Source organism: Janthinobacterium sp. HH102 (assembly GCF_001758625.2).
Classification (GTDB): domain Bacteria; phylum Pseudomonadota; class Gammaproteobacteria; order Burkholderiales; family Burkholderiaceae_D; genus Janthinobacterium.
The window spans coordinates 5,609,395-5,634,079 of sequence record NZ_CP062062.1 but is presented as its reverse complement, the minus strand read 5'-3'; the positions used below and the strand labels follow the sequence as shown (position 1 = coordinate 5,634,079).

The following is a 24,685-nucleotide window of genomic DNA, read 5'->3' as shown; positions in this document are numbered from 1 at the left end:
AGTCTAGCCAGTGGTGCCGCTTTGGTCAACTGAAGCTCTCTTCAGGCAGCCGCCGCGTCGTCCCCGCCAATGCGGGGACGGTGAAGGCGACCGGTCAATCAGTGGGCGTGTGCTTTGCCATCATCGGCGGATTCGGCATGCTCGCCGCCGCCGAAAAAGCGCGCGGCGCGCTTGCCCAGGCTGTCGAGATAGGTGTAGGCGACGGGCACCACCACCAGGGTCAGCAGGGTCGAGGTGATCACGCCGCCGATGACGGCCCGGCCCATCGGGGCCTGCGATTCGCCGCCGTCGCCCATGCCGATGGCCATCGGCAGCATGCCGAAGACCATCGCCAGGGTCGTCATCAGGATGGGGCGCAGACGCACTTGCCCCGCTTCCATCAGCGCCTCTAACTGACCCAGGCCTTCGCGCTGGCGCTGGTTGGTGAAGTCGACCAGCAGAATCGCGTTCTTCGTCACTAAGCCCATGAGCATGATGAAGCCGATCACGGAGAAGATGTTCAGGGTGCTGCCCGTGATCAGCAACGCGGCCAGCACGCCGATCAGGGACAGCGGCAAGGACACCATGATGGCGATCGGCTGCAGGAAGCTGCCGAACTGCGAGGCCAGCACCAGGTAGATGAAGATCACGGCGATCCCCAGCGCCATCATCGCGCCGCCCATGGTTTCAGCCATCTGCTGCGCATTGCCGGCCACGTCGAAGCGCACGCCCGGCGGCAGGTCGATGGACTTGATGGCCTTCTGCACGTCGGCGTCGACGTCGCCGGCAGGGCGGCCCTGCACCCCCGCATAGATGGCGACGCGGCGCTGCAAGGCCTGGCGTTTCAGTACTTGCGGGCTCGAAGACGGCACGAAGTCGACCACCTGGCGCAGCGGGATCATGACGGGCTTGCCGTTTGCGTCAAGCTTGCTCGACGCGAGCGCCAGGTCGGCCAGGTCGGCCACCTTTTGCCGGCCCGATTTGGGCAGCTGCACGTTGACGTCGTAGTTTTGCCCGTCGGACGCCAGCCAGTGGCTGACCGTGTCGCCCGCCACGAACGGCCGCAAGGCATTGCCGATCTGCTGCACCGACAATCCCAGGTCGCTGGCCAGTTCGTTGTTGATCTTCACGGTGGTCGACGGATTGGCGCCTTCCTGGCTGTATTCCATGTCGGCCAGGCCCTTGATGTTGCGCATCTTGTCCATCAGGGTGTGCGCCACGGCATCGAGCTTGCCTTCGTCCGTGCCGAGGATGGCGATGAAGATGGGACGCTGGCCGACGGACAGGGTGATGCCGGCGATCGGCGCCAGGCGTTCGCGGATCAGTTTTTCCAGTTCCTGCTGCGAGCGGCGCTTGTGTGTCTTGATGTCCGTCAGCTTGAGGTTCACCTCGGCCGTGTTGCGCCCATCGGGCGTGCCGATATTGGCCACCAGGCTGTCGATCTCGGGAAACTCCTTCAGGGCCGTTTCGATCTGGCGCACCTTGGAATCCGTGTATTCGAGGCTGGAGCCGACGGGCGTCTTGAAGCGCAGGTTGACCCAGCCCTGGTCCGTCTCGGGGAACATCTCGCCGCCGATCATGGGCACGAGCATCAGGCTGCCGACGAACAGCGCCACGGCCGTGGCCAGCGTGGTCTTGCGCCAGCGCAAAGCGACTGCCAGCACCTTGCTGTACCAGACGTGCAGGCGGTCGATGCCCGTCTCGATCCAGGCCATGAAGCGGCCCAGCCACGGCGCGTACTTGAAGCGGTCCTTGACGGGATCGCGCCAGACGGACGACAGCATGGGGTCGAGCGTGAAGCTGACGAACAGGGAAACGAGCACGGCGACGGCCACGGTGATGCCGAACTGCAGGAAGAAGCGGCCGATGATGCCGTCCATGAAGGCGACGGGCACGAACACGGCGACGATGGCGAACGTGGTGGCCATTACGGCCAGGCCGATTTCATTGGTGCCGTCGTTGGCCGCCTTGTAGTGGTTCTTGCCCATGCCCAGGTGGCGCACGATGTTTTCGCGCACGACGATGGCGTCGTCGATCAGCAGGCCGATGCACAGGGACAGCGCCATCAGGGTCAAAAAGTTCAGCGTGAAGCCGAAGGCCTTCATGGCGATGAAGCTGGCCAGCACGGAGATCGGCAGGGTCAAGCCCGTGATGATGGTCGAGCGCCACGAGTGCAGGAACAGGAAGACGATCACCATGGTCAGCACGGCGCCTTCGATGATGGTGCGCTTGACGTTATTGAGCTGGCTTTGCACGCGTTCCGATTCGTCGTCCAGCACGCGCAGGGTGATATCGGGCGGCAGGCTCTTTTGCAGGTCCGCCGCCACTTTCAGGATGCCGGTACCCACTTCGACCACGTTGGCGTCCTGCACCTTGGTGATTTCCATGGTCACGGCTTGCTGGCCGTTCATGCGCGAAATCGACAGTTCTTCCTGCTCGCCGTCGACGACGGTGGCCACCTGGTCCAGGTAGACGGGACCGATGGCGCGGCGCGCCACGATGATCTTGCCGAATTCGCGCGCATCCTTGATCTTGCCTTCCACGCGCACCAGCTGCTCTGCCGCGCCATGGCTGATCGAGCCGGCCGGCAGGTTGGTATTCGTCGCCTGGATGGCGCGGATGACTTCATCGACGCCGATGCCCTGGGCATTGAGCTCGATCGGCTTCATGCTGATGAGGATCTGGCGCGCGCGCAGGCCGCGCAGCTTGACTTGCCCCACGCCGGCCACGCCCTGGAAGCGTTTGCTGATGATCTGCTCCGTCATGGTCGACAGCGCGCGCAGGTCATGCCCGGTCGAGGTCAGCACGATGGTGGCGATGGGGCGCTCGTTGTCGCCCTCGGCGCGCGCGATGAACGGGTCCTTGGCTTCCTTCGGGAAGCGCGGGCGCACCAGGGCCACCTTGTCGCGCAAGTCCTGCATGGCCTTGTCCATATTGGTCGACAGCTCGAATTCCAGGTAGACGCCGGCGCGTCCTTCCCACGAATTGGCGCGGATGGTCTTGATGCCGCTGACGGTGTTGACGGCGTCCTCGATGGGGCGCGTGATGTCGTTTTCCACGGCTTCGGGCGAGGCGCCCGGGTAGTTCACTTCAATGGCGGCGAACGGGAACTGCACGCTGGGCATGCTCTCCACGCCCAGGCCACGGTAGGAGAAGATGCCCAGCACCACCAGCGCCACCATGACCATGGTGGCGAAGACGGGGTTTTGAATACTGACTTTGGTCATCCACATGGCTTAATCCTTCCGTGCCAGCACGGCCGCCGGCGCGGCGGGGGCGGGGCCGGTGGCGGGCGCGGCGAAGGTCACGCTGTGGCCCGGTTTCACGCCATCGAGCCTGGCGATGATGACTTTCGCGCCCGGCACCAGGCCCGACTTGACCTCGGCATAGCCTTCGTCCTCGTTGCGCAGTCCCAGGGTGACGGGCTGCGCGACCACCTTGTTATTCACCAGCGCATACACGACGGGGCCCTGCTTTTCGTTGCGCACGGCCGTCAACGGTACCAGCGGCGCGACGATTGATCGCTCGGTGACGATGCTGCCCTTGGCGAACATGCCGCCGCGCAGCGCGCCATCGCCATTGTCGACGGCGATGTAGACGAGCATGGCGCGCGAGCCGCTCTCGGTGGTGGGGTTGATGCGCGTGACCTTGCCGGCGAAGTCGCGCGCGCCGAAGCCGTCGACCTTGAAGCGCACGTCCTGGCCCAGCTTGATGCGGGGAATCTCCGCGCTGGGCACGGGCGCTTCCAGGGTCAGCTGGGCCAGGTTGACGATGGTGTAGACGGGCATGTCGGGCGCGACTTTTTCGCCCGCCTGCAGGTGGCGCTTGCTGACGATGCCGGCCATCGGCGCGCGGATCACCGTGTCGGCCAGCGCGATGCGGGCGATGTCGACCATGGCGGCGGCGGACTTGACGCTGGCGCGCGCCAGGTCGACGGAATTCTGCGTCGTGTCGTAGGCCGTCTGCGAAATGTATTTTTGCTTGAGCAGCGCCTGGCTGTTCGCCTCATTCTTGGCCGCCATCGACAGGCGCGCCTGCGCTTCGTCCAGCATGGCTTGCTGCTGCGTCAGGCGGGCGCGCAAGTCGGCCGCGTCCAGGCGCACGAGGACTTGCCCGTTGGCTACTTGCTGGCCTTCCTGCAAGGTCGTTTCCTGGATCACGCCGGAAACCTTGGCCTTGATGGTGGCCTGGGTCACGGGGGCCAGCGAACCGGACAGGGGCAGGCTGATGCTGAGGGCGCGCGCATCGATGGCGGCCACGTCGCCCTGCGCCAGTTCATGCACGGGCGTCTTTTCCTGTTCCTTCTTCTTGCTCGCCTGCTGCTCGGCCGCCTTGGCGGCCTGCTGCTTCGATTGCATCACCGTCCAGCCGCCGCCGGCCAGGCCCAGCACGACGAGGATCAAGAGGGGCGTGCGCCAGCGCCGGCGGCGCGTGGCGGCAAGGGGAGAGGCGGGGGGCAGGGTCTCGTTTTTCATAGGTTTTTTTTCAGGAGCGGCGCAGGGCTTCGGCGCCAGGTCTCGGTGCGGCCGGCCTGCGGCAGGCCGGGGGAATTCGGGTAGCGCATCACCGTGGCGGCCGCAGACGACACGCCTGCCGCTGCGGCCGTTCACGGCGATGCGCATGTTGCCACTTTAGGAAGATTCAAGTCCGGCCGCCATCGCCGTGCGACAGATTGCACAAAATCGGGGCTGGAATGCAAAAAACGGCGACCAAAGACCACCGCCAGCATGCGCGCCGTCCACGTCACGATGCTTGCGCCTTCTCAAGAAGCCGATTCGCCGGCGCGCAAGAATGGTCGGGATGGTTGCGCTACCGGACAGGTCATTTGCCCGCCGGTTGCAGCGCGGCCGCGCCACGGGGGGGCTGATGTCTGATCGGATTGCCGGAGCCGCCCCCTCGCCGGGCCGTTTGCTGGCCGCGGCCGAACCGCAGGCGGGGCCGGCCGGCAAGGCGCTCGACTTGCTGTCCATCATCGTTGCCGCCGTCGAACAGGCGCCCGGCCTGGCCGTGCGCGGTATCGACCGCGACGGCATCGTGCGCTACTGGAGCGCGGGTGCGGCGCGCCTGTATGGCGTGGCGGCCGAGCTGGCGCTGGGCCAGCCGTGGGCCAGGGTGGCCGCTTCGCTGCCCGGTGCCGCCACCCTGGCCGAGGAAGTTAGCGGCGAACTGGCGGCCGTGTGGGAGAGCGGCAAGGCGCGCGGCATGCGCCTGTGGAAACTGGACGCCGACGGGGCCGCGCCGCGCTGCATCTGTTCCACCGTGTTTCCGGTCATGCAGTCCGGAAGGGTGCGGCAAGTGGTCTGCATCGATGCCGACATCACGCCCAGCGGCCAGGATGACGCGGCGCAGGGCGCCCTGCTGCTGATGGGAGACAATTTCCGCCAGCTGTACGAGAAGTCGGCCGACGCCATCGTGCTGCTGCGCGACGAGCACATCGCCGAGGCGAATCCGGCCGCCATCGCCCTGTTTCAATGCGAAGACCGGACACGCCTGCTGGGGCGCCGCCTCAGCGACTTTTCGCCCTTGCGCCAGCCCGATGGCGCATTGTCCTCGTTGCGCGGCACGCAGCTGGCGGCGCAGGCCCATGCCGACGGCAACTGCCGCTACGACTGGCGTTACCAGACGTGCACGGGCCAGCTGTTCTGGGGCGAAGTGCTGCTTACGTCCGTCACGCTCGACCATAGCTATCTGTTTTACGCCGTGATCCGTGATATTTCCTCGCGCAAGCTGGCCGAGCGGGCCCTGTACCTGTCGGCGCAGGTGGTCGAGCATGCGCGCGAGGCCATCGTCGTGATGGACCCGCAGCAGCACGTCGTCAGCATGAATCCCGCGTACAGCGAGATCAGCGGCTACAGCCTCGACGACATGCTGGGCAAGCCCTTCGTCCCGCACGGCGTCGAGCCGGACGTGCCCGCATTTTTCGACCACGTGTGGGACGAAGTCGATGCCAACGGTTACTGGCAAGGCGACATCGTCGGCCAGCGCAAGGCGGGCGGGCGCTATCCGGCCTGGCTGTCGCTGACGGCCATCCGCGACCCGCAGGGGCAATTGAGCAATTATCTGGCCATCCTCAGCGACATCAGCGAGCGCAAGAAAAACGAGGAGCACACGCGCCACCTGGCCGAGCACGATTTCCTGACCGACTTGCCGAACCGCGTGCTGCTGCTCGACCGGCTGTCGCTGGGGCTGGCGGCCGCGCGGCGCAAGCTGAGCATGCTGGCCATCCTGTACCTGGACCTCGACCATTTCAAGCACATCAATGACAGCATGGGGCACCACGTGGGCGACTTGCTGCTCAAGGAAGTGGCGCGGCGCCTCGTGCGCTGCGTGCGCGGCGTCGATACCGTCAGCCGGCATGGCGGCGACGAGTTCGTCATCATCCTGGCCGAGGTGGGCGGCATCGACCAGGTGGCCCACGTGGCGGCCAGCCTGCTGCATGCCGTCACGCAACCCTATCAGCTGGGCGAGTACGAATTGCATGTGTCGACCTCGATCGGCGTGGCCATCTTTCCCAGCGACGGCGACAGCATCGATAGCCTCGTGCACAACGCCGACATCGCCATGTACCACGCCAAGGAAAGCGGGCGCAACAATTTCCAGTTTTTCAATGCCGAGATGAATGCGCAAATCGTCGAGCGGGCCAGCCTGGAGCAGGGCTTGCGCGAAGCGCTGGGGCGCGACGAGTTCGTGCTCGAATTCCAGCCCGCGCTCGATGTCGCCAGCGGGCAAATCCTCGGCGCCGAAGCGCTGTTGCGCTGGCGCCACCCGCAACTGGGCGTGCTGCCGCCCGAGCGTTTCATTGCCGTGGCCGAGGAATGCGGCTTGATGGTGTCGATCGGTAACTGGGTGCTGCAGCAAGCCTGCCGCCGCGCGCGCGCCTGGCACGATGCGGGCCATGCCTGGAGAGTGGCCGTGAATCTGTCGCCGGCGCAGTGCCTGCACAATAACTTATTGCTCAGCGTGCAAGAGGCGCTGGCCGTGTCGGGCTTGCCCGCCGCCTGCCTGGAACTGGAAGTGACGGAGTCCTTGCTGATGAAAGGAGGCGCGCGCCTGGCCGGCGTGCTGGCGCAGCTGCGCGCGCTGGGCGCCAGGCTGGCCATCGACGACTTCGGCACCGGCTATTCGCGCCTGGCCAATCTGCGCCATTACCCGGTGGATCAACTCAAGATCGACCCGTCGTTCCTGCCGGCCGCGGCCGATGGCGCGGTCGGCGAGTCCGACACGGCCATCGCCGCCACCATCATCGCCATGGCGCGCGAGCTGCAATTGACGGTGATCGCCGAAGGCGTGGAAACGGCGCAGCAGCTGGCGTATCTGCGGGGGCAGGGCTGCCAGCAATACCAGGGGCGCTTTGCCAGCGCGCAAGTCGCGGGCAGCACGCTGGCGAAGTTATTGAATTAGTCAATGTTGCCCAGCAGCTTGATGCGTGCCAGCACCTGGCCATGGTCGGAGGCATGCGGCAAGCCCAGCAGCAAATGGTCGTTGAGATACGTCACTTCCTGCAGCACGCCGATGGCGCGCGGCGAGGCGGGATGAAAATGTTCGGACACGAGGATATGGTCGATCGTCATGTAGGTGCTGTCGTGAATATTCGTGTAGCCCGCGTGGCGCAGGGCGTCCTGGCGCAGCTGGATGGCGTTGGCGTCGTACAGGCGCGCGCGCATTTCCATGCCCGGTTCGCACGGCGCGCCGGCGCCCATGACGATGGCCGTCGTGACGGCATTGGCGATGTCGTTGAAGTCGCCCAGCACGATGCGGGGACGGCCAGTGTGGCCCAGCTCGCTTGCCAGCACGCGCAGCGCCACGGCTTCCGCGCCGCGCCGCTGCAGCGAGCGCAGGTTGGCCAGCGCGTAGGCGATGGCATCGTTGCCGTCGCCATGGCGGTAGTCGGGCCGGCGCGATTTCAAATGCACGACGACCACGTCCGTGAGTTGTCCGCCCGGCAAGATGACCTGGACATGCAGGGGCGCGCGGGCGAAGCGGCAGGCGTTGTCGTCGGCGGGCTGCCTGTCGGCGGACACGGTCACGCCGGCGGGAAAATTCGCCCAGGCAACACCAGTGCCGGCCAGCGGCAGGCGCGACACCAGCGCTACCGTGGGCAGCATGCGTCCGGCAATATCCATCGCATCGTAGCCGGCCAGCGTGGCTTCGCGGTAATGGCGCGTGCGCGACAGCACGTCGCGCAGGGCCGCCTGCGAGAAAATTTCCTGGAATCCGATCACGTCGGCGTCGAGCAGGTCGATCTGCCGCGCCGTCCATTCCGCCTTGGCCTCGTATTGCGCCGGGCTCAACGGTTCCAGGTTGTCATACAATTTCGCCCCGGCGGGGGCGAGGTTGCAGACATTGAATGTGGCAAAGCGGATTTCTTCCTGCATAATTAGCACTCCTCACTGAACGATCAGCGTATCACGCATGGCTAAAAAAGAGCATATTTCCGAAACCCAGGCGACGCAGCTGCTGCGCAAGCATCAAGTCTCCTTCGAAGAACACCCGTATCCGTACGAGGAGCACGGCGGCACCAGCGTCTCGGCGCGCGAATTGGGCGTGCCGGAACACGCGGTGATCAAGACCCTGGTGATGCAGGACGAGGCGGCCAAGCCGATGATCGTGCTCATGCATGGCGATTGCAAGGTGTCGACCAAGAACCTGGCGCGCGGCATCGGCTGCAAGTCCGTCGAGCCGTGCAAGCCCGAAGTGGCGCAGCGCCATTCCGGCTACATGATCGGCGGCACCTCGCCCTTCGGCACCAAAAAGACCATGCCCGTGTACGTGGAGCAATCGATCCTGGACTTGCCGCGCATTTACATCAATGGCGGGCGGCGCGGTTTCCTCGTCTCGCTGGCGCCGCAGGTCTTGCTCGACTTGCTCAAGGCCAAGCCGGTGCAGTGCGCGCTGCAAGATTAAGAAAACCAGACGCCGCCCTGTCCCTGGACTGGACGCTGGTGTATATTCTGCTGCGCCAGCCTCGATGCTGGTGTAATAAACACAATAAAGGGAAGAAATGAATCCAGTAATCACAACCGTGGCGATGACAGTGGCCGCTTACTTGCTCGGCTCGATATCGTTTGCCGTGGTGATGAGCAAGGTCTACGGCATTGCCGATCCGCGCACCTATGGCTCGAAAAACCCGGGCGCCACCAACGTGCTGCGCAGCGGCAACAAGGGCGCGGCCATCATGACCCTGCTGGGCGATGGCGCCAAGGGCTGGCTGGCCGTGTTCCTGGCCGACCATTTTGCCAGCGCGCTGGGCGTGGGCGACACGGCCGTGGCCCTGGTGGCCATCGCCGTCTTCCTCGGCCATCTGTGGCCCGTGTTCTTCCGCTTCGTCGGCGGCAAGGGCGTGGCCACGGCCCTCGGTGTGTTGCTGGGCATTAATCCCTGGCTGGGCCTGGCGACCCTGACCACCTGGCTGATCATCGCCTACGCGTTTCGCTATTCCTCGCTGGCAGCGCTGGTGGCGGCCCTGTTCGCGCCGTTTTACTATGGCTTGCTGTTCGGCGTCGATCCCATCTTGCTGGCCGTCATCGTCATGAGCGTGCTGCTGGCCTACCGCCACAGCCAGAACATCGCGAACTTGCTCTCTGGTAAAGAAAGCAAGATCGGCGGCAAGAAGGATGGGGCCAAAGCGCCCGTGCAGAAAAAGTAAGCGCTTGATTTCCCGCGGCCCGCACGCATATGCTGTGCTTGCGGCGCCGCGCGGTGCGGCCGCCACCGACTCGCGCAAAGGCTGCCCACCATGACCGTTTCCACCACCTCCGCCACACCCACCCCTATCCGTATCGATTTCGTTTCCGACGTTTCCTGCCCCTGGTGCGTGGTGGGCCTGAAGTCGCTGGAGCAGGCGCTGGCCAAGCTGGACGGCACCGTCCAGGCCGACATCCACTTCCAGCCTTTCGAACTGAACGCGAATATGCCGCCCGAGGGCGAGGATATCGGCGAACACATCGCCCGCAAATACGGTTCCACGCCGGAACAGATGGCGCAGTCGCGCGAAGCGATCCGCGCGCGCGGCGAACAGCTGGGCTTTACGTTTGCCATGGACAAGCGCGGGCGCATCTACAACACCTTCGATGCGCACCGGCTGCTGCACTGGGCTGCTCTGGAAGGGCGCCAGAAGCAACTCAAGATGGCCTTGTTCGATGCCTACTTCACGCAGGGCCAGGATCCGTCCTCGCACGAGGTGCTGCTGAAAGTCGCGGGCGACGTGGGCCTTGATACCGCGAAAGCGGCCGAAGTGCTGGCGTCCGATGCCTATGCGGACGAGGTGCGCGCGCAGGAGCGCTTCTACCAGCAGAACGGCATCAATTCCGTGCCCGCCGTCATCATCAACGAGCGCCACCTGATTTCCGGCGGCCAGCCGCCCGAAGTGTTTGAGCAAGCCTTGCGCCAGATCATCAGCGGCGCCTGAACGGGGCGCCAATGGCGCGCGCCAAGGCGGGCTTTTTCGGCTACACTCGGCAAAGAAGGAGGATAGTCAAATGCCAACAGCCAGCTGGAATGGCGCCGTCATCGCGCAAGCCACCGATGCGCAGGTGCAAGTCGTTGAAAACAATGTGTATTTTCCTTTGTCCAAGGTGACGCAGGAGTACTTGCGTCCCAGCAGCCACACGAGCGTCTGCCCGTGGAAAGGCACGGCCAGCTATTACGATGTCGTCGTCGATGGCCAGACGAATGCCAACGCCGCCTGGTATTACCCCCAGCCCAAGGATGCCGCCAAGCAAATTGCCGGCCACGTCGCCTTCTGGCGCGGCGTGAGCGTCGAGCGCTGACCTGACGCCCCCTATTTCCTGACAAAGCCCTGACAAAGAAAGCAGACGATGGATTTACGCCTCGCCGTGTACCAACTCGCCTCGGCCCATGCGCTCGATGCCCAACAAACCCGGCAGTTGCAGGAAGCGGCCGGCTTCCAGCGCGAACCGGCGCGCCTGGCCTACTGGCTGCCGCGCGGCGTGGCCGTGCTGGGCGCCGCGCTGCTGGGCATGGGCCTGATCTGCTGGGTCGCCGCCAACTGGGAAGACCTGGGCCGCATGGGCCGCTTTGCCCTGCTGCAAGGCGTGTTTGCCGCCGCCTGCGTTGGCGCCTTCGCCGTGCCCAAGGCGCGCATACCGCTGCTGCTGATGGCCTTGCTGGCCATCGGCGGCCTGTTCGCGTATTTCGGCCAGACCTACCAGACGGGCGCCGATCCGTGGCAGCTGTTCGCCCTGTGGGCCGTGCTGGCCTTGCCCCTGTGTTTAGTCGCGCGCAGCGACGTGCTGTGGACGCCGTGGATGCTGGTGCTGGCCACGGCCGCCGCCCTGTGGATGCAGGCGCATGCGCGCCACAGCTGGCGCATCGATTCGGCCGACCTGTCCATTTTCGTCAGCGGCTGGCTGGCCGTGCTGCTGGCCTGTGCGTTTGTCTCGCCCCTGCTGGCGCGCTGGACGGGCGCCGGTGTCTGGGCCTTGCGCCTGGGTCTGGTACTCGCCACCATCCTTATCACGGGCACGGCCGTCAGTGCCCTGTTCGGCAATGAGATCGAATCGCCGTACTGGGCCGGTCTCGGCTTGCTGGCCGTCGCCGCTGCCCTGCTGGCCACGCGCCGCTACTTTGACGTGTTCGGCCTGAGCGCCGTCGCGCTCGGTATCAATACCTTGCTGGTGGGAGGGCTGACGCACGTGCTGTTCAACGGTCATGGCGATGGCGTCGGCGCGCTGGCCACGCTGGGCTTGCTGGCAGCCGTGCTGCTGGCGCTGACCGTGCAAGGCATTCTGTGGCGCACGCGCCAGGAGGCGGCATGAGCAAGATGAACACTCAGCGCGACGATGCGCTCGGCACCCTGATTGACGATGCCACGCGCGCCGGCCTGTTGCCGCCCAACGCCAGCCGCCCCGTGCAGGATGTAAGGCCGTGGCCGCTGGTGCTGATGACGGCTTTCGGTGCCTGGCTTGCCGCCATTCCCCTGATGATTGCGCTGGGCGTGGGCCTGGAAAGCGTCGTGCGCCACGGTCCCGGCGCGTATGTCGTGGCCGCCATCGTGCTGGTGGTGTCCGTCCTGCTGATCCGCACGCGCGGCGTGGCGCTGTTTGTCGAGCAGCTGGCCGTGCCCTGTCTGCTGGTGGGCGGCGGCTTGCTCGGCTACGCCTTGTACCGCGACTATTCCACGCAGACGGCGTCGCTGCTGCTGTGCCTGGCAACCCTGGTGGTGGCCGCCGCCTTGCCGCGCGACTGGCTGCGCGTGCTGCTGGGGCTGGTCGCCTGCGGCTTGCTGGGGCTGGGCATCGTCGACAGCACGCGCGACTGGATCTTCGACAATGATCCGACGCAACTGTATCTGGCCTGGATGCTGGCCCTGGCACTCTGGCTGGCCGCCCACTGGCTGCAGAAGCAAGCCTTCAACGATGGCCGCGGCGCGCCCATTGCCGCCTTCCTGGAATCGCTGTCGACGGGGTGGGTCCTGGCCATCTTGCTGGGGCTGGTCTTCTGGTCCGGCATGACCTTCATGCTGGGCGGTGCCCTGGGCGGCGGCTTCACGGGCGAAGTGGCGCGCGAAGTGAGCAGGCACCATGCCGGCGCCTGGTATGCGCAAGCGTTGAACGGCGTCTCGCTCGTCCTGGCCACGGCGGCGGCCGCCTGGACGGGCTGGCGCTGGCCGGCGCTGCGTCAGTTGCCCGCCATCGGCGTGGCGCTGGTGCTGATCGTGCTGGCGTGGTTCATGCCGGCGCTGGGGCCCGTGCTGCTGATCCTCGCGTATTGCGTGACGAGCGGGCGTACACGCGTGGCCGTCGCGGCCGCGCTGGCGGCGGCGTGGATTATCGGCAGTTTTTATTACCGGCTGGCCTGGCCGCTGGCCAGCAAGGCGGCGCTGCTGGCCGTGGCCGGCGCCGTGCTGTGCGCCCTGTCGTGGCTGGCCACGCGCGGCGCCGTGCTGCACCTGGTGGAAAGCAAACCGGCGGACGTGGCGGTCGAGCGCCGCTTCTTGCGCCTGGGTGCGCTGGGCGGCTTGCTGCTGGTGCTGCTGGTGGCCAACATCGGCATCTGGCAGAAGGAGCAGCTGATCGCCAAGGGCGAGGCCATCTTCGTGGCGCTGGAACCCGTCGATCCCCGCTCGCTGATGCAGGGCGACTACATGCGCCTCAATTTCGTCAACCTGGGCGTCCTCTCCACGTTGGCCAGCGTGGAGCGGGCGCCGGGCCGTCCCTTCGTGGTGGCCCGGCGCGATGCGCGCGGCGTGGCCGAACTGCTGCGCCCGTACACGAGGGAGGCGCTGGCGCCCGGCGAATTTTTGCTCGAGCTGACGCCGAAGGATGGCAACTGGGTGCTGGTCAGCGATGCCTGGTTCTTCAAGGAAGGCGAGGCGGCGCGCTGGGAAAAGGCCCGTTACGGCGAGTTCCGCGTGCTGCCCGATGGCCGCGCCTTGCTGGTGGGCATGCGCGGGGAAGATTTACAGGCGCTGTAGCCGCTTGATTGAACAAACCCCATGGCAGAATCCGGGGGGCGTACCCTGAGGGTACAACCACAGTCTTTGCTCCTGGGGGGGGCTGCATCCTGTAAAATTGCCCGATGGATAATATTACGCATTCGGTCATCGGCCTCGGGGTCGGCGAACTGGTACACCGCAGCCTGCCGCCCGAGCCGCAAGCCCCCGCACAGCGCACCCGGCGTGCGCTGTTTCTGTTTACGGCCTGGTTTGCCAGCAACGCGCCCGACCTGGATCTGGTGCTGACCAGGCTGCTGCCGCGTCCGTTCGGCTACATGCTGCACCACCGTGGCCACACGCATACCTTGCTGCTGGCCTTGCCGCAGGCGCTGCTGTTGCTGGCCCTGCTGTGGCTGTTGTGGCCCGGCGCGCGGCGCTTGCTCAAGGAGAGCGTGCCCGCCCGCATCGGTCTGGCGGCTTGTCTGCTGCTGGGATTTTGCTTGCACATGGGCATGGATTTCCTCAATTCCTATGGCTTGCACCCGTTTTATCCGTTCGACAGCCGCTGGCTGTATGGCGACATGGTCTTCATCGTCGAACCCATGTTCTGGGTGTTGCTGGGCGTGCCCGTGATCATGTCCTTGCGCTACGGCATCGTCAAAAGCGTGCTGCTGGCGGGGCTGGCGGCGGCCTTGTGCTTCTTTACCTATAAAACGTATCTGGCGCCCGCCGCGCTGGCCGTCTTGCTGGCGCTGGGCGCGGTGCTGGCCGTGCTGCAAGGGCGGGCCGGCGAGCGGGGGCGGGGACCGCTGCTGCTGGCCTTCGCGCTGGCCGCCACGTTTATTGGCACGCAGGGCGTGGCGTCGGCCATCGGCCGTACGCGCATCGAGGCGGCCGTGCAGCAGCTCGATCCGGGCACGCGCGTGTGGGACGTGGCGATGACGGCGTTTCCCAGCAATCCGCTATGCTGGATCTATGTCTCGCTCGACAGCAAGACGGACGTGTACACCCTGCGGCGCGGCACCCTGAGCCTGCTGCCCGCATCGCTGGCGCCCGCCGCCTGCCCGGCCGGGCTGGCGGAAAACAGCAAGCAAGGACGGCAACTGGCGCCCGGCATCGCCGTCTCCGCCCAGGCGGCGGGCAGCTTGGCCGCCTTGCGTGCGCTGCAGGAAGAAAATTGCTATGTCGACGCCTGGTTCCGCTTTGCCCGCATGCCCCGGTTGAATGCGGACAAGCTGACGGACGTGCGCTTCAACCCCGGCATGTTGCCCAATTTCACGACCGTCGAGCTGCAGCAGTTCCGCGGCCGGCCATGTCCCGCCTATGTGCCGGGCTGGGACCGCCCCCGCGCCGACATGCTGGCGCCGCCGCAAGCGGCGCGCCCGTAGCGGATTTGTTGCCTTGTGGGAAAATATCATGTGTGCACATACTTCTCTGTCGCCCAGCATGCGACAATTATCAATTCGGCATGGATGTCATTGAGTTAGGATTATCTTGGAAGAGCAACACGCCTTACCGTATCTGCGGGAAACCCTGCTGTTTCTCGCCCTGGCCGGGATTTTTATTCCGCTATTGCAACGCCTGAAAGTCAACCAGGTGCTCGGCTTCCTGGCCGTGGGCGCCCTGTTCGGCCCGTTCGGCTTCGGCCTGTGGGCCGGCGACTTCCCATGGCTGACGTATTTTTCCTTCGTGCGTGCGGAGCAGGTCAGCGGCCTGGCCGAGCTGGGCGTGATGTTTTTGATGTTCATGATCGGCCTGGAACTGTCGACGGAACGGCTGTGGGCGCTGCGGCGCTGGGTGTTCGGTGCGGGCGTGGGGCAGGTGGCGGTCAGCGCCTGCCTGATCGGCGGCGTCGCGTATTACTTCGGCTTGTCGCTGGAAGCGTCCATCGTGCTGGGACTGGTGCTGTCGCTGTCGTCGACGGCCGTGGTGATGCAGCTGCTCACGGACCAGCGCTCCCTGCAGACGCCGGCCGGCCAGGCGGGCTTTTCCATTCTGATGTTCCAGGATCTGATGGTGGTGCCGCTGTTCATCCTGATCGACGTGTTCGCCAGCGGGCGCAGCGACGACCTGGCGTACCTGCTCAGCTTTGCCGCCGTGAAATCGGCGGGTGCCATCCTGCTGATCTATCTGCTGGGACGCCGCGTGATTCGCCCGCTGTTCCAGTTTTTCGTCAAGAAACGCCAGCCCGACGTGTTCATGGCCTTGACCCTGCTCAGCACCCTCGGTATCGCGGGCCTGACGTATCTGGCGGGCCTGTCGATGGCGCTGGGCGCCTTGCTGGCCGGCCTGCTGCTGGCGGAAACGGAATTTCGCCATGAAGTGGAAGTGACGATCGAGCCCTTCAAGGGTTTGCTGATGGGCCTGTTCTTCATGTCTGTCGGCATGCAGATCGACGTGCGCGAAATCCTCAAGTCGCCCATTCTGATTCCCCTGGTCGTGCTGAGCCTGTTTGCCTTGAAAACCCTCGTCATCAGCGTGATTTTCCGCATCGGCGGCTTTCACTGGGGACGCGCCGTGGAAACGGGCGTGCTGCTGGGGCAGGGCGGCGAATTCGCCTTCATCGTCGTCGCGTATGCGCTCGGTACCAAGCTGATCGGCCCGCAGGTGGCGCAGTTCGTCATGCTGGTGGTGGGCCTGAGCCTGTTCGCCACGCCGGCGCTGGCCAAGGCGGCGCGCGCCTTCGGCAACTGGTGGGAACAGCGCCACCACCACCAGCTGGCCGACCTGGCGCGCGGCGCGCTGCCGCCGCAGGGCAGCACCGTCATCATCGCCGGTTTCGGCCGGGTGGGGCAGTTGCTGGCCAAGGTGCTGACGGAGCAGGATATCGCGTATGTGGCGATTGAAAACGATGCGCGGCTGGTGACGACCCTGCATCCGCGCGGCTTTCCCGTGTATTTCGGCGATGCGTCGCGCGCGGAACTGCTGCAAAAGGTCAATGCCGACCGCGCCGCCGCCGTCGTGCTGACGATGGACCATGCGGCCTCCGTGCTGCATGCCGTCAAATCGATCCGCCGCGAATATCCGCTGCTGCCCGTGTATGCGCGCGCCCGCGACGAGGCGCATGCGGTGGCCCTGATCCAGGCGGGCGCCACCCTGGTCGTGCCCGAGGCGCTGGAATCGGCGCTGCAGCTGACGGCCACCGTGCTGCACACGGTGGGCCTGTCGGAAGCGCGCACGACGGACATCGTGCAGGCGGAGCGCGACCGGCGCAATGCCGTGCTGCTGGCGAAAAAATTGTCGTAGGGCAAGCCTTAGTGCAAACGTGCGTATCGCCGTGCTTTGTCAATTATCTATACAATAATAGTATATGAGCACACTACCCACATGAAAGCCGCGACGAAGAGCGGCGCGGCACCCCTGACGCCGCAGCAACTGGCGGCGCAGGAAACGCAACAGAAATACGGCAAGCCCGAGCGGGGCTGGCGCGAGCGGGTGTACACCGTCATTTTCGAGGCGGAAACGCGCACGGGCCGCGCTTTCGACCTGCTGCTGATCGCCGCCATCCTGATCAGCGTGACGGTGGTCGTGCTCAGCAGTGTCGCCTCCGTGGCCGAGCGCTATGGCACCTGGCTGACGGCGCTCGAATGGTTTTTTACCATTTTATTTACCATCGAATATTTCGCCCGCCTGTCGTGCCTGCAGCATCCGGTGCGCTACGCCAAGAGTTTTTTCGGCATTATCGACTTGCTGGCCATCGTGCCGACCTATATCGGCTTGCTGCTGCCGGGTGCGCACGTGCTGATCGACGTGCGCATTTTGCGGCTGCTGCGCATGTTCCGTATCCTCAAGCTCACCTCGTATGTGCATGAATACACGGTGCTGGGGCGGGCCTTGCTGGCCAGCCGGCGCAAGATCCTCATTTTCTTGTCTTTTGTCATGATGGTGGTCTTTCTGCTGGGTACTGTGATGTATGTCGTGGAAGGGCCCGATAACGGTGTCAGCAGTATTCCCACGTCGATTTATTGGGCCATCAGCACCATGACCACGGTCGGTTTCGGCGATATCACGCCGCGCACCGACATCGGGCGCACCATCGCTTCGCTGATGATGCTGCTCGGCTGGGGCATCCTGGCCGTGCCTACCGGCATTATCAGTGCCGAAATGACGGTGCAGCGCAGCTCCAAGCTGGTCACCACGCGTACCTGCCCCACGTGTCTGAAAGAAGGGCTCGATGACGATGCCAATTTCTGCAAGAACTGCGGGGTTGCATTGCCGCCGCTGGCACGTGATTAATTCATAACCCTATTTACTTTACTTTGTTAAGGCCAACATGATTCCAGTTCGCCTGATCGCGACGGGCAAAGCCTTGCCGTCGCATAGTGTGACTTCCGCCAGTCTGGACCTGAAATTGGGTCATCCGGCTGGCTATACCCTGCGCAAGAGCGGCGTGCTGTCGCGCTTTGTCGCCGCGCCCGATGAATCGCAAAGCCAGCTGGGCGCCGCCGCCCTGGTCGACGCGCTGAAGAATGCCAGCCTGCGTCCGGCCGACATCGACTTGCTGATCTGCGCCTGCGGCGTGCCCGAGCAAGCGTTGCCGAACACGGCCTGCTTCGTGGCCGAACATGCGGGCTTGCCGCCAGGCACGCAAAGCTTCGACGTCAACGCCAGCTGCCTCAGTTTCATGGCGGCTTTCCGCGTGGCCGCCTCCATGCTGGCCGGCGGCGCCTACCGCCGCATCGCCATCGTCTCGTCCGACCTGGCCTCGCGCGGGGTCGACTGGAGCGAACCGGAAGCGTCGATGATCTTTGGCGACGGCGCCGCCGCCGTCATCGTCGAGCGGGGCGACGGCAGCGCCGGCATCCGCGCCTACAAGATGGGCACGTATCCGGAAGGGCGGCGCTACTGCGAAATCCGCGGCGGCGGTACCGAGCGCAACCCCCGCAACGGCTGCGAACCGGGCGACTACCTGTTCCGCATGGATGGCAAGGCCGTGTTCCGCCTGGCCGTCAAGGTGATGCCGGATTTCCTGACGGAACTCATGCAGGAATCGGGCGCGGGACTGGATAAAATCGACGTGGTCGTGCCGCACCAGGCCAGCCCGCTGGGCCTCGCGCATGCGGCGCGCATCCTCGACGTTCCCGATGCTAAAATCATCAAGATCTTTGAAACGCATGGCAACCAGGTGGCCGCGTCCCTGCCCACCGCCCTGCACGAGGCGGTGATGACGGGGCGGGCAGTGGCAGGCCAGCGTTTGCTGATGATGGGTACGGCCGCGGGCCTGACCATCGGCGGCATGATTCTTGACCTGTGAAGGTGGTGCGATGAGGCGGATACTGGTCACGGGAGCGACGGGCGGCTTGGGGCGCAATGCCGTGCGCACCCTGCTGGCGCAGGGCGTGGAAGTGCGCGCCACGGGCCGCAACGCGGCCGTGGGCCGCGAGCTCGAACGCATGGGCGCGCAATTCGTGGCGCTCGACCTGGCGCAAGCGACGCCGCGCCAGGTCGACGAGCTGGTACGCGGCATGGACGCCGTCTGGCACTGCGCCGCGCTGTCCTCGCCGTGGGGCGCGGAGCGCGACTTTATCGCCGCCAACGTCACGGCCACGGCCCAGCTGCTGCGCGCGGCTGCCGGCCTGCACGTGGCGCGCTTCGTGCACATCTCGACCCCGGCCATCTATTTCGACTACCGCAACCGCTACGAGGTGCCGGAAACCTTCCGCCCCGACGCTTTCGTCAACGCGTACGCGCGTTCGAAAGCGATGGCGGAAAAACTGGTGCAGGAGTGCGTCGACCGCCACCGCGGCATGACGTGCGTGATCCTGCGCCCGCGCGCCATCTTCGGCCCGCACGACCAGGTGCTGATCCCGCGCCTGGCGCGGGTGCTGCAGGAGCGCGGCGGCAAGCTGCCGCTGCCCAATGGCGGCGCGGCCACCATCGACGTCACCTATGTGGATAACGTCGTGCATGCGATGTGGCTGGCCACCGTGCACAAGACCATCGCTTCGGGCGCCGCCTTCAACATCACAAATGGCGAGCCGGCGCGCCTGTGCGACATCTTGCGCAGCCTGTTCTGCGACCATCTGCAGCAGCCGTTCGAAATCGTCAGCGTGCCTTATCGCGTGCTGGCGCTGGCGGCGCGCCTGATGCAGTTCGCCTCGCGCTTCACGCGCCGCGAGCCCTCATTGACGCCCTACAGCATCGGCGCGCTCAGTTTTGACATGACGCTCGATAACGCCAAGGCGCGCAAGGTGCTCGGCTACCGTCCCGTCGTCAGCCTGCAGGACGGCATCGTCCGCACGGCGCAGTGGATGCGCCAGGAAGCGGCGGCGCACAAGGTGGGCAAGGAGCGCAATGGCTAGCATCACCGCATTTCGCGTCGGCCACTGCACCCATCCGTCGTGCATGGTCTTGAAAGGCAGCGGGCTGGCCAGCCGCTGCTTCCCTTCGCGCGCCTACCTGATCGAAACGCGCGCGGGCCTGTACCTGTGGGACACGGGGTATGCCGAGCATTTCCGCGCCGCCACGTCGAAAGGCGTGTACCGCATGTACGCGTGGGTGACGCCCATCTCGTTCGACGAGAATGAGTCGCTGCACGGCCAGCTGCGCGCGCATGGCGTATCGCCCGGCGACATCCACACCTTGCTGCTGTCGCACTTCCACGCCGATCATATCGCCGGCCTGCGCGACTTTCCCGGCGCGCGGCTGATGGCCTCCAAAACGGGCTGGGACGCCGTGCGCGGCTTGTCCGGCGTGGCCGCCGTGCGCCAGGCCTTCGTGCCCGAACTGCTGCCGCCCGATATCTCTGACCGCCTGGCGTTTGTCGAAAGCGTGCCCGAGACGGCCTTGCCGGCGGCCTTGCTGCCATTCACGCACGGGCGCGACGTCAGCGGCACGGGCGAGATCTACATCGTCGACTTGCCCGGCCACGCCATCGGCCACCTGGGCGCCTTCGTGCTGCAGGACGGCGGCTGGACCCTGCTGGCGTCGGACGCGGCCTGGGTGCCGGAAAGTTTCCAGCAGCTGCGCGGACCGTCCGAACTGTCGTTCCTCATCCAGCACAAGCGCGCACCGTATTATGAGACGTTGAAGCGCCTGCACCAGCTGCACCAGTCGGGCCAGGCGCAGATCCGCATCACGCATGAAGATACCAACGATTATTTGCCAGTGGCGGGCCGCCCGTGAAGCGAATTTTCTGGCTGTTGCTGTCGTACTGGCGCACGCGCCGCCTGCGTTTCGCAAGCCGCGCGCAGCTCGACGCCTACCAGCACAAGCAGATGGCGCACTTCATCGACGTGCTGTGCGCGCGCAGCGCTTACTTCGCCCCGTTCCGCGATCTGCCGCTGGCGCAGTGGCCGACGATGAACAAGGCGCTGATGCTCGAGCATTTCGATGCCATGAATACCGAGGGAATCACGTTGGCGCAGGCGATGGAGGCGGCCATGGCGGCCGAGCATAGCCGCGACTTTACGCCCGCGGTGGGCGACATCACGGTGGGCCTGTCGTCGGGCACCTCGTCGCGGCGCGCCGTGTTTACCGTCAGCCCCCGCGAAAAGGCCCAATGGGCGGGCGTGATGCTGGCCAAGGCGCTGCCCGACGGCCTGTTTTCCGGCGAAAAGGTGGCGCTGTTCCTGCGCGCGAACAGCAATCTGTACACGGCCGTGCGCTCGCCGTGGCTCACGTTTGCCTTTTACGACCTGTTCGCACCGTTCGACAGCCTGTGCGCGCAGCTGGCGCGCTATCAACCGTCCGTCATCGTCGCGCCGGCCCAGGTGCTGCGCCAGCTGGCGCTGCGCGTCATCGACGGCAGCCTGGTGCTGGCGCCGAAAAAAGTCATCTCGGTGGCTGAAGTGCTGGAAGCGCAGGACCGCGCGCTGATCGTGCAGGCGTTCGGCGCCGTGCATGAAATCTATCAGGCGACCGAGGGTTTCCTCGCCAGCAGCTGCGAACACGGCGTGCTGCACCTGAACGAGGAATATGTGCACATCGAGCCGCAATGGCTCGATGCGGAACAGCGTCGTTTTGTGCCCGTGATTACGGATTTCACGCGCATCACGCAGCCCATCGTGCGCTATCGCCTGGACGATATCCTGGTCGCGCGCGCCACGCCATGCCCGTGCGGCCGCGCCACGCGCGCCATCGACGGCATCGAAGGGCGCTGCGACGACATGCTGCTGCTTCCGTCTGCACGCGGCGGCGCCGCCGTCGCCGTGTTTGCCGACGTCTTGACGCGCGCGTTCGCGCAAGCCTTGCCGGCGGACGCCGACTACCGCCTGCTGCAATCGGGCGACAGCGCCTTGCAGCTGCACGCGGCCCTCGACGACGCTGGCCTGGCTGCCCTGCGCGATCACCTGGCAACGGTGCTGCGCGGCCTGGCCGTGGCCGTCGACAGCCTGGCCTGGACGACGAGCGGCGAACTGCCTCCCTTTGACCCCACCATGAAACGGCGCCGCATCCGGCGCCTTGCGACCGCATGAATCCTTCTTCCATGACCGTACGCTGCCGCCTGCTGCATTTGCTGGCCGGCTGGGGCAGCGTCGGCCTCGTGTATTTTTCCAGCGATGTGCTGCAAGGGCAGGGGATACTCTTGCCGGAAACGGCGCTGGACCGCGCCATTCCCTACAGCGACTCTGCCATCTGGTTGTATCTGTCGTTTTTCATCCTGATCCCCTACGCCTACCTGGCGGCCGATGCGGCGAGGGTGCGCTGGCTGGCGCGCGCCATGGCGCTTTCCGCCGTCATGTGCGGCGTGGTCTTCCTGCTGTATCCGACGACGCTCGCGTATCCGCCCGTGGGCGAGGGCAGTGCCTGGAGCACGCAGGCGCTGCGCATGCTGCAGGCGGCGGATTCCGCGCAAAATTGCCTGCCCTCGCTGCATGGCGCCCTGACATTGTTGTGCGTGTGGGCCCTGTGCGACAAGCGCCACCTGGTCCGCTCCGCGCTGGCCGTGGTGCTGGGCGTGGCCATTTGCTACGCCATCATCGCGCTGCGCCGGCACGTGAGCATCGACCTGGCCGCCGGCCTGTTGGTCGGCATCGCTGGCGGCATGCTGGCGAAAATGCAGGTATTCTGGACGGCTCACCGCGTCATTTCTACTGAAACCGCATCATGATGAACCCCTTTGCCCTCTCTTTCCTTGTCATGCTGGCCTTCGTGCTGGCCGAATTGCTGATCCTCAAATGGGTACGCAAGACCCCCGTGCCGTGGAAGGACGTGATCTTCAACCTCAATTCCGGCCACATATTGATGTGGGTGTTCCGCGGCGTGGAAGTGGCGGCGTTCGCCCTGCTGCTGCGCCATGTGAATCTGCACATCGTCGACCAGTGGCCCGTGGCCGCGCAGTGGGTGTTCGCATTCTTTGCCTGGGATTTGTGCTTTTACTGGATGCACCGGCTGCACCATAAGATCCCCTTGCTGTGGGCCGTGCACGTGGTGCACCACCAGGGCGAGCACTTCAACCTGTCGCTGGGCGTGCGCAATTCCTGGTATTCGTCGCTGACGAATTTCCCGTTTATTGCCATCCTGGCCGTGCTGGGCGTGCCGCTGGAAATCTTCCTTGTAGTCTCGTCCCTGCATTACACGGTGCAGTTCTATAACCACAATGCGCTGGTGAACAAGTCTGGCATTCTCGATAGCTTCATGGTCACGCCCTCGCACCACCGCGTGCACCACGGCACCGATAAACGCTACATCAACCGCAATTTCGGCGGTACCCTGCTGCTGTGGGACAGGCTGTTCGGCAGCTTCCAGCCCGAACTCGAGGGCGTGGAAATGCGCTATGGCGTGAAGGGCATGACGCAAACGCATAATCCGCTCCTGGCCAGCAACGGCAAGCTGTTCAAATGGCTGCGCGCGCGCTTTCCCCACTGGCAGTCGCGCGGCACTTTCGAGGTGCCCGAACTGTTCATCGGCATCGGCGGCGTGATCCTGTTTGGCCTCGTGATCTATTACGTCAACCACGAAGCGGTGCTGGCCGGCGCGCAGCAAGCGATCCTGTTCGCGCTGATTTTTGGCGGCACCTTGGCGCTGGGCGGCCTGTCGGATGCGCGCCGCTGGGGCGCCATCGCCTGGGTGCTCATCGCCGTGGCCATGCCGGCCCTGTATCTGGGCTGGTATGGGGCGCGCGACGTGTGGGGCATGGTGTTCCTGGCCGCGCTGCTGGCGCATGGCCTCGACGGCGCGCGCCGCCTGTGGTGGCCGGCCGCGGCGGGGACGCGCGCGTGAGCCAGCTTCCTCCGCTGCGCTTCCAGCCCGCCCGTGATTCCGCCTTCCGCCGCGAACTGCGCGCGCGCGCCGACGCCTACCTCGCCAGCGAGGGAAAGCACCGCTTCGGCGACTGGCGCCTGCATGCGAAAACCGTCTTCCTGGCCGCGCTGGCGGCGGGGCTGTATGCGCTGGCCTTGAGCGCCGGCAGCACCTGGCCGTTTGTCGCCAGCTATGTCGCCTGCCTGGTCGCGGCCATGGCGCTGGCCATGAATACCCTGCACGACGCGGCCCACAGCGCCGTCTTCCGACAGGGACGCCTGAATCGCATCCTGATCCGCATCGTGGGCTTGCCCGTAGGCGTGGACACGGATTTCTGGACCATCCGCCACGTGCATTTCCATCACACGTATGCGAACGTGGAAGGCTATGACCTCGACACGGAGCCGAACCCCTTCCTGCGCCAGACGCCGTTCCAACGCTGGTCGCCCCAGTACCGCTATCAATACCTGTATTGGCCCGTGGTGGCGGCCCTGTCGCTGCCGTATCTGAACTGGTATGGCGACTGGCTCGACCGCTTCGGCAAGACGCCCGTGGCCGCGCACAGCCGCTTGCAGGGCTGGCGCGGCTGGCTGTCGTTCCTGGGCTGGAAGCTCGGCCACGTGGCGCTGGTGCTGGCCCTGCCCATGTGGGTGCTGCAGCAGCACGGCATCGGCTGGGGCGTGGTACTGGGCGCGTATTTCGTGGGCCAGATGCTCGCCTCGTGCGCGCTGGTGGCGCTGATCCTCGGCACGCACTGGGCTGAAGTGGAATTCTTCCAGCCGGGGCAGGACGGCACCCTGCCGCACGACTGGTACCAGCACACGTTTTACACGGCCTGCGACTGGACGCCGAAGCCGCGCGCGCTGCGCTGGCTCTGTTACTGGCTCGGCGGATTGAATTTGCACCTGACGCACCATTTGTTCCCCACCTGGAGCCACCGCCACTACCCGGCGCTGGCGCGCATCCTGGCCGAACTGGCGCCGCGCCACGGCCTTGTGTACCGCGAACTCGGTTACGGCCAGCTGCACGCCTCGCAGCAGCAATTTCTGCGCGCCATGGGCCAGCCGCCCGCCCAGTCCTGACGAATCGCGCTTGACTGGGCTTCTGTTTCATCTTACATTTCTG

20 protein-coding genes are annotated in these 24,685 nt (G+C 65.5%); 17 read left to right on the top strand and 3 right to left on the bottom strand.

Annotated elements, in window-relative coordinates:
* Positions 1–98: 98 nt before the first annotated feature.
* On the bottom strand, positions 99–3,212 hold the full coding sequence (locus JAB4_RS25645) for an efflux RND transporter permease subunit (protein WP_070223071.1): 3,114 nt from the start codon (positions 3,210–3,212) through the stop codon (positions 99–101).
* A 3-nt stretch (positions 3,213–3,215) separates the two neighbouring features.
* Positions 3,216–4,454: an efflux RND transporter periplasmic adaptor subunit gene (locus tag JAB4_RS25640; protein ID WP_070223073.1), complete on the bottom strand. Its 1,239-nt coding sequence runs from the start codon at positions 4,452–4,454 to the stop codon at positions 3,216–3,218.
* 391 nt (positions 4,455–4,845) lie between these two features.
* Here JAB4_RS25640 and JAB4_RS25635 point away from each other — a divergent pair, with 391 nt between their 5' ends.
* A complete protein-coding gene (locus JAB4_RS25635) occupies positions 4,846–7,380 on the top strand; it encodes a bifunctional diguanylate cyclase/phosphodiesterase (RefSeq protein WP_071650242.1) in 2,535 nt (844 codons plus the stop codon).
* Here the strand turns inward: JAB4_RS25635 and JAB4_RS25630 are convergent.
* Positions 7,377–8,354 carry an endonuclease/exonuclease/phosphatase family protein gene (locus JAB4_RS25630; protein WP_070223077.1) on the bottom strand — a complete coding sequence of 326 codons (978 nt, stop codon included), beginning with the start codon at positions 8,352–8,354 and terminating at the stop codon, positions 7,377–7,379. The genes JAB4_RS25635 and JAB4_RS25630 overlap by 4 nt on opposite strands.
* A 37-nt stretch (positions 8,355–8,391) precedes the next feature.
* Here JAB4_RS25630 and ybaK point away from each other — a divergent pair, with 37 nt between their 5' ends.
* From ybaK to JAB4_RS25550, 16 genes are all read left to right on the top strand, one after another.
* The gene (gene ybaK, locus JAB4_RS25625; RefSeq protein ID WP_070223079.1) at positions 8,392–8,883 is read left to right on the top strand and encodes a Cys-tRNA(Pro) deacylase; all 492 of its coding nucleotides are present in this window, start codon (positions 8,392–8,394) and stop codon (positions 8,881–8,883) included.
* 97 nt (positions 8,884–8,980) lie between these two features.
* Entirely contained in the window at positions 8,981–9,625 is a 645-nt protein-coding gene (gene plsY / locus JAB4_RS25620) for a glycerol-3-phosphate 1-O-acyltransferase PlsY (RefSeq protein WP_227742039.1), read from the top strand.
* 90 nt (positions 9,626–9,715) lie between these two features.
* Positions 9,716–10,387: a DsbA family oxidoreductase gene (locus tag JAB4_RS25615; protein ID WP_070223081.1), complete on the top strand. Its 672-nt coding sequence runs from the start codon at positions 9,716–9,718 to the stop codon at positions 10,385–10,387.
* Positions 10,388–10,457: 70 nt separating this feature from the next.
* Complete coding sequence (locus JAB4_RS25610; protein ID WP_070223083.1) at positions 10,458–10,748, top strand: DUF427 domain-containing protein; 291 nt, start codon at positions 10,458–10,460, stop codon at positions 10,746–10,748.
* Between the two features lie 48 nt (positions 10,749–10,796).
* Entirely contained in the window at positions 10,797–11,756 is a 960-nt protein-coding gene (locus JAB4_RS25605) for a DUF2157 domain-containing protein (protein ID WP_070223085.1), read from the top strand.
* Positions 11,753–13,414, top strand: coding sequence for a GDYXXLXY domain-containing protein (locus JAB4_RS25600; RefSeq protein WP_227742038.1), 1,662 nt, complete (start codon positions 11,753–11,755; stop codon positions 13,412–13,414). Before JAB4_RS25605 ends, JAB4_RS25600 begins: the two co-directional genes overlap by 4 nt.
* Before the next feature lie 104 nt (positions 13,415–13,518).
* Positions 13,519–14,763, top strand: a complete 1,245-nt coding sequence (locus tag JAB4_RS25595) for a metal-dependent hydrolase (RefSeq protein WP_070223087.1) — start codon at positions 13,519–13,521, stop codon at positions 14,761–14,763.
* Between the two features lie 106 nt (positions 14,764–14,869).
* Complete coding sequence (locus tag JAB4_RS25590) at positions 14,870–16,621, top strand: cation:proton antiporter (protein WP_070223089.1); 1,752 nt, start codon at positions 14,870–14,872, stop codon at positions 16,619–16,621.
* Positions 16,622–16,702: 81 nt separating this feature from the next.
* Entirely contained in the window at positions 16,703–17,611 is a 909-nt protein-coding gene (locus JAB4_RS25585) for an ion transporter (protein ID WP_070223091.1), read from the top strand.
* 37 nt (positions 17,612–17,648) lie between these two features.
* Entirely contained in the window at positions 17,649–18,629 is a 981-nt protein-coding gene (locus JAB4_RS25580; RefSeq protein ID WP_070223094.1) for a 3-oxoacyl-[acyl-carrier-protein] synthase III C-terminal domain-containing protein, read from the top strand.
* A gap of 10 nt (positions 18,630–18,639) precedes the next feature.
* Positions 18,640–19,677: an NAD(P)-dependent oxidoreductase gene (locus tag JAB4_RS25575; RefSeq protein WP_070223096.1), complete on the top strand. Its 1,038-nt coding sequence runs from the start codon at positions 18,640–18,642 to the stop codon at positions 19,675–19,677.
* Positions 19,670–20,500: an MBL fold metallo-hydrolase gene (locus JAB4_RS25570; protein ID WP_070223098.1), complete on the top strand. Its 831-nt coding sequence runs from the start codon at positions 19,670–19,672 to the stop codon at positions 20,498–20,500. The genes JAB4_RS25575 and JAB4_RS25570 overlap by 8 nt, the downstream gene beginning before the upstream one ends.
* Positions 20,497–21,792, top strand: coding sequence for a F390 synthetase-related protein (locus JAB4_RS25565; RefSeq protein ID WP_070223099.1), 1,296 nt, complete (start codon positions 20,497–20,499; stop codon positions 21,790–21,792). The genes JAB4_RS25570 and JAB4_RS25565 overlap by 4 nt, the downstream gene beginning before the upstream one ends.
* Positions 21,789–22,427, top strand: a complete 639-nt coding sequence (locus JAB4_RS25560; RefSeq protein WP_083287335.1) for a phosphatase PAP2 family protein — start codon at positions 21,789–21,791, stop codon at positions 22,425–22,427. The genes JAB4_RS25565 and JAB4_RS25560 overlap by 4 nt, the downstream gene beginning before the upstream one ends.
* Entirely contained in the window at positions 22,424–23,539 is a 1,116-nt protein-coding gene (locus tag JAB4_RS25555) for a sterol desaturase family protein (protein ID WP_083287334.1), read from the top strand. The genes JAB4_RS25560 and JAB4_RS25555 overlap by 4 nt, the downstream gene beginning before the upstream one ends.
* A complete protein-coding gene (locus tag JAB4_RS25550; protein WP_070223143.1) occupies positions 23,536–24,642 on the top strand; it encodes an acyl-CoA desaturase in 1,107 nt (368 codons plus the stop codon). The genes JAB4_RS25555 and JAB4_RS25550 overlap by 4 nt, the downstream gene beginning before the upstream one ends.
* The last annotated feature ends 43 nt before the right edge of the window (positions 24,643–24,685 follow it).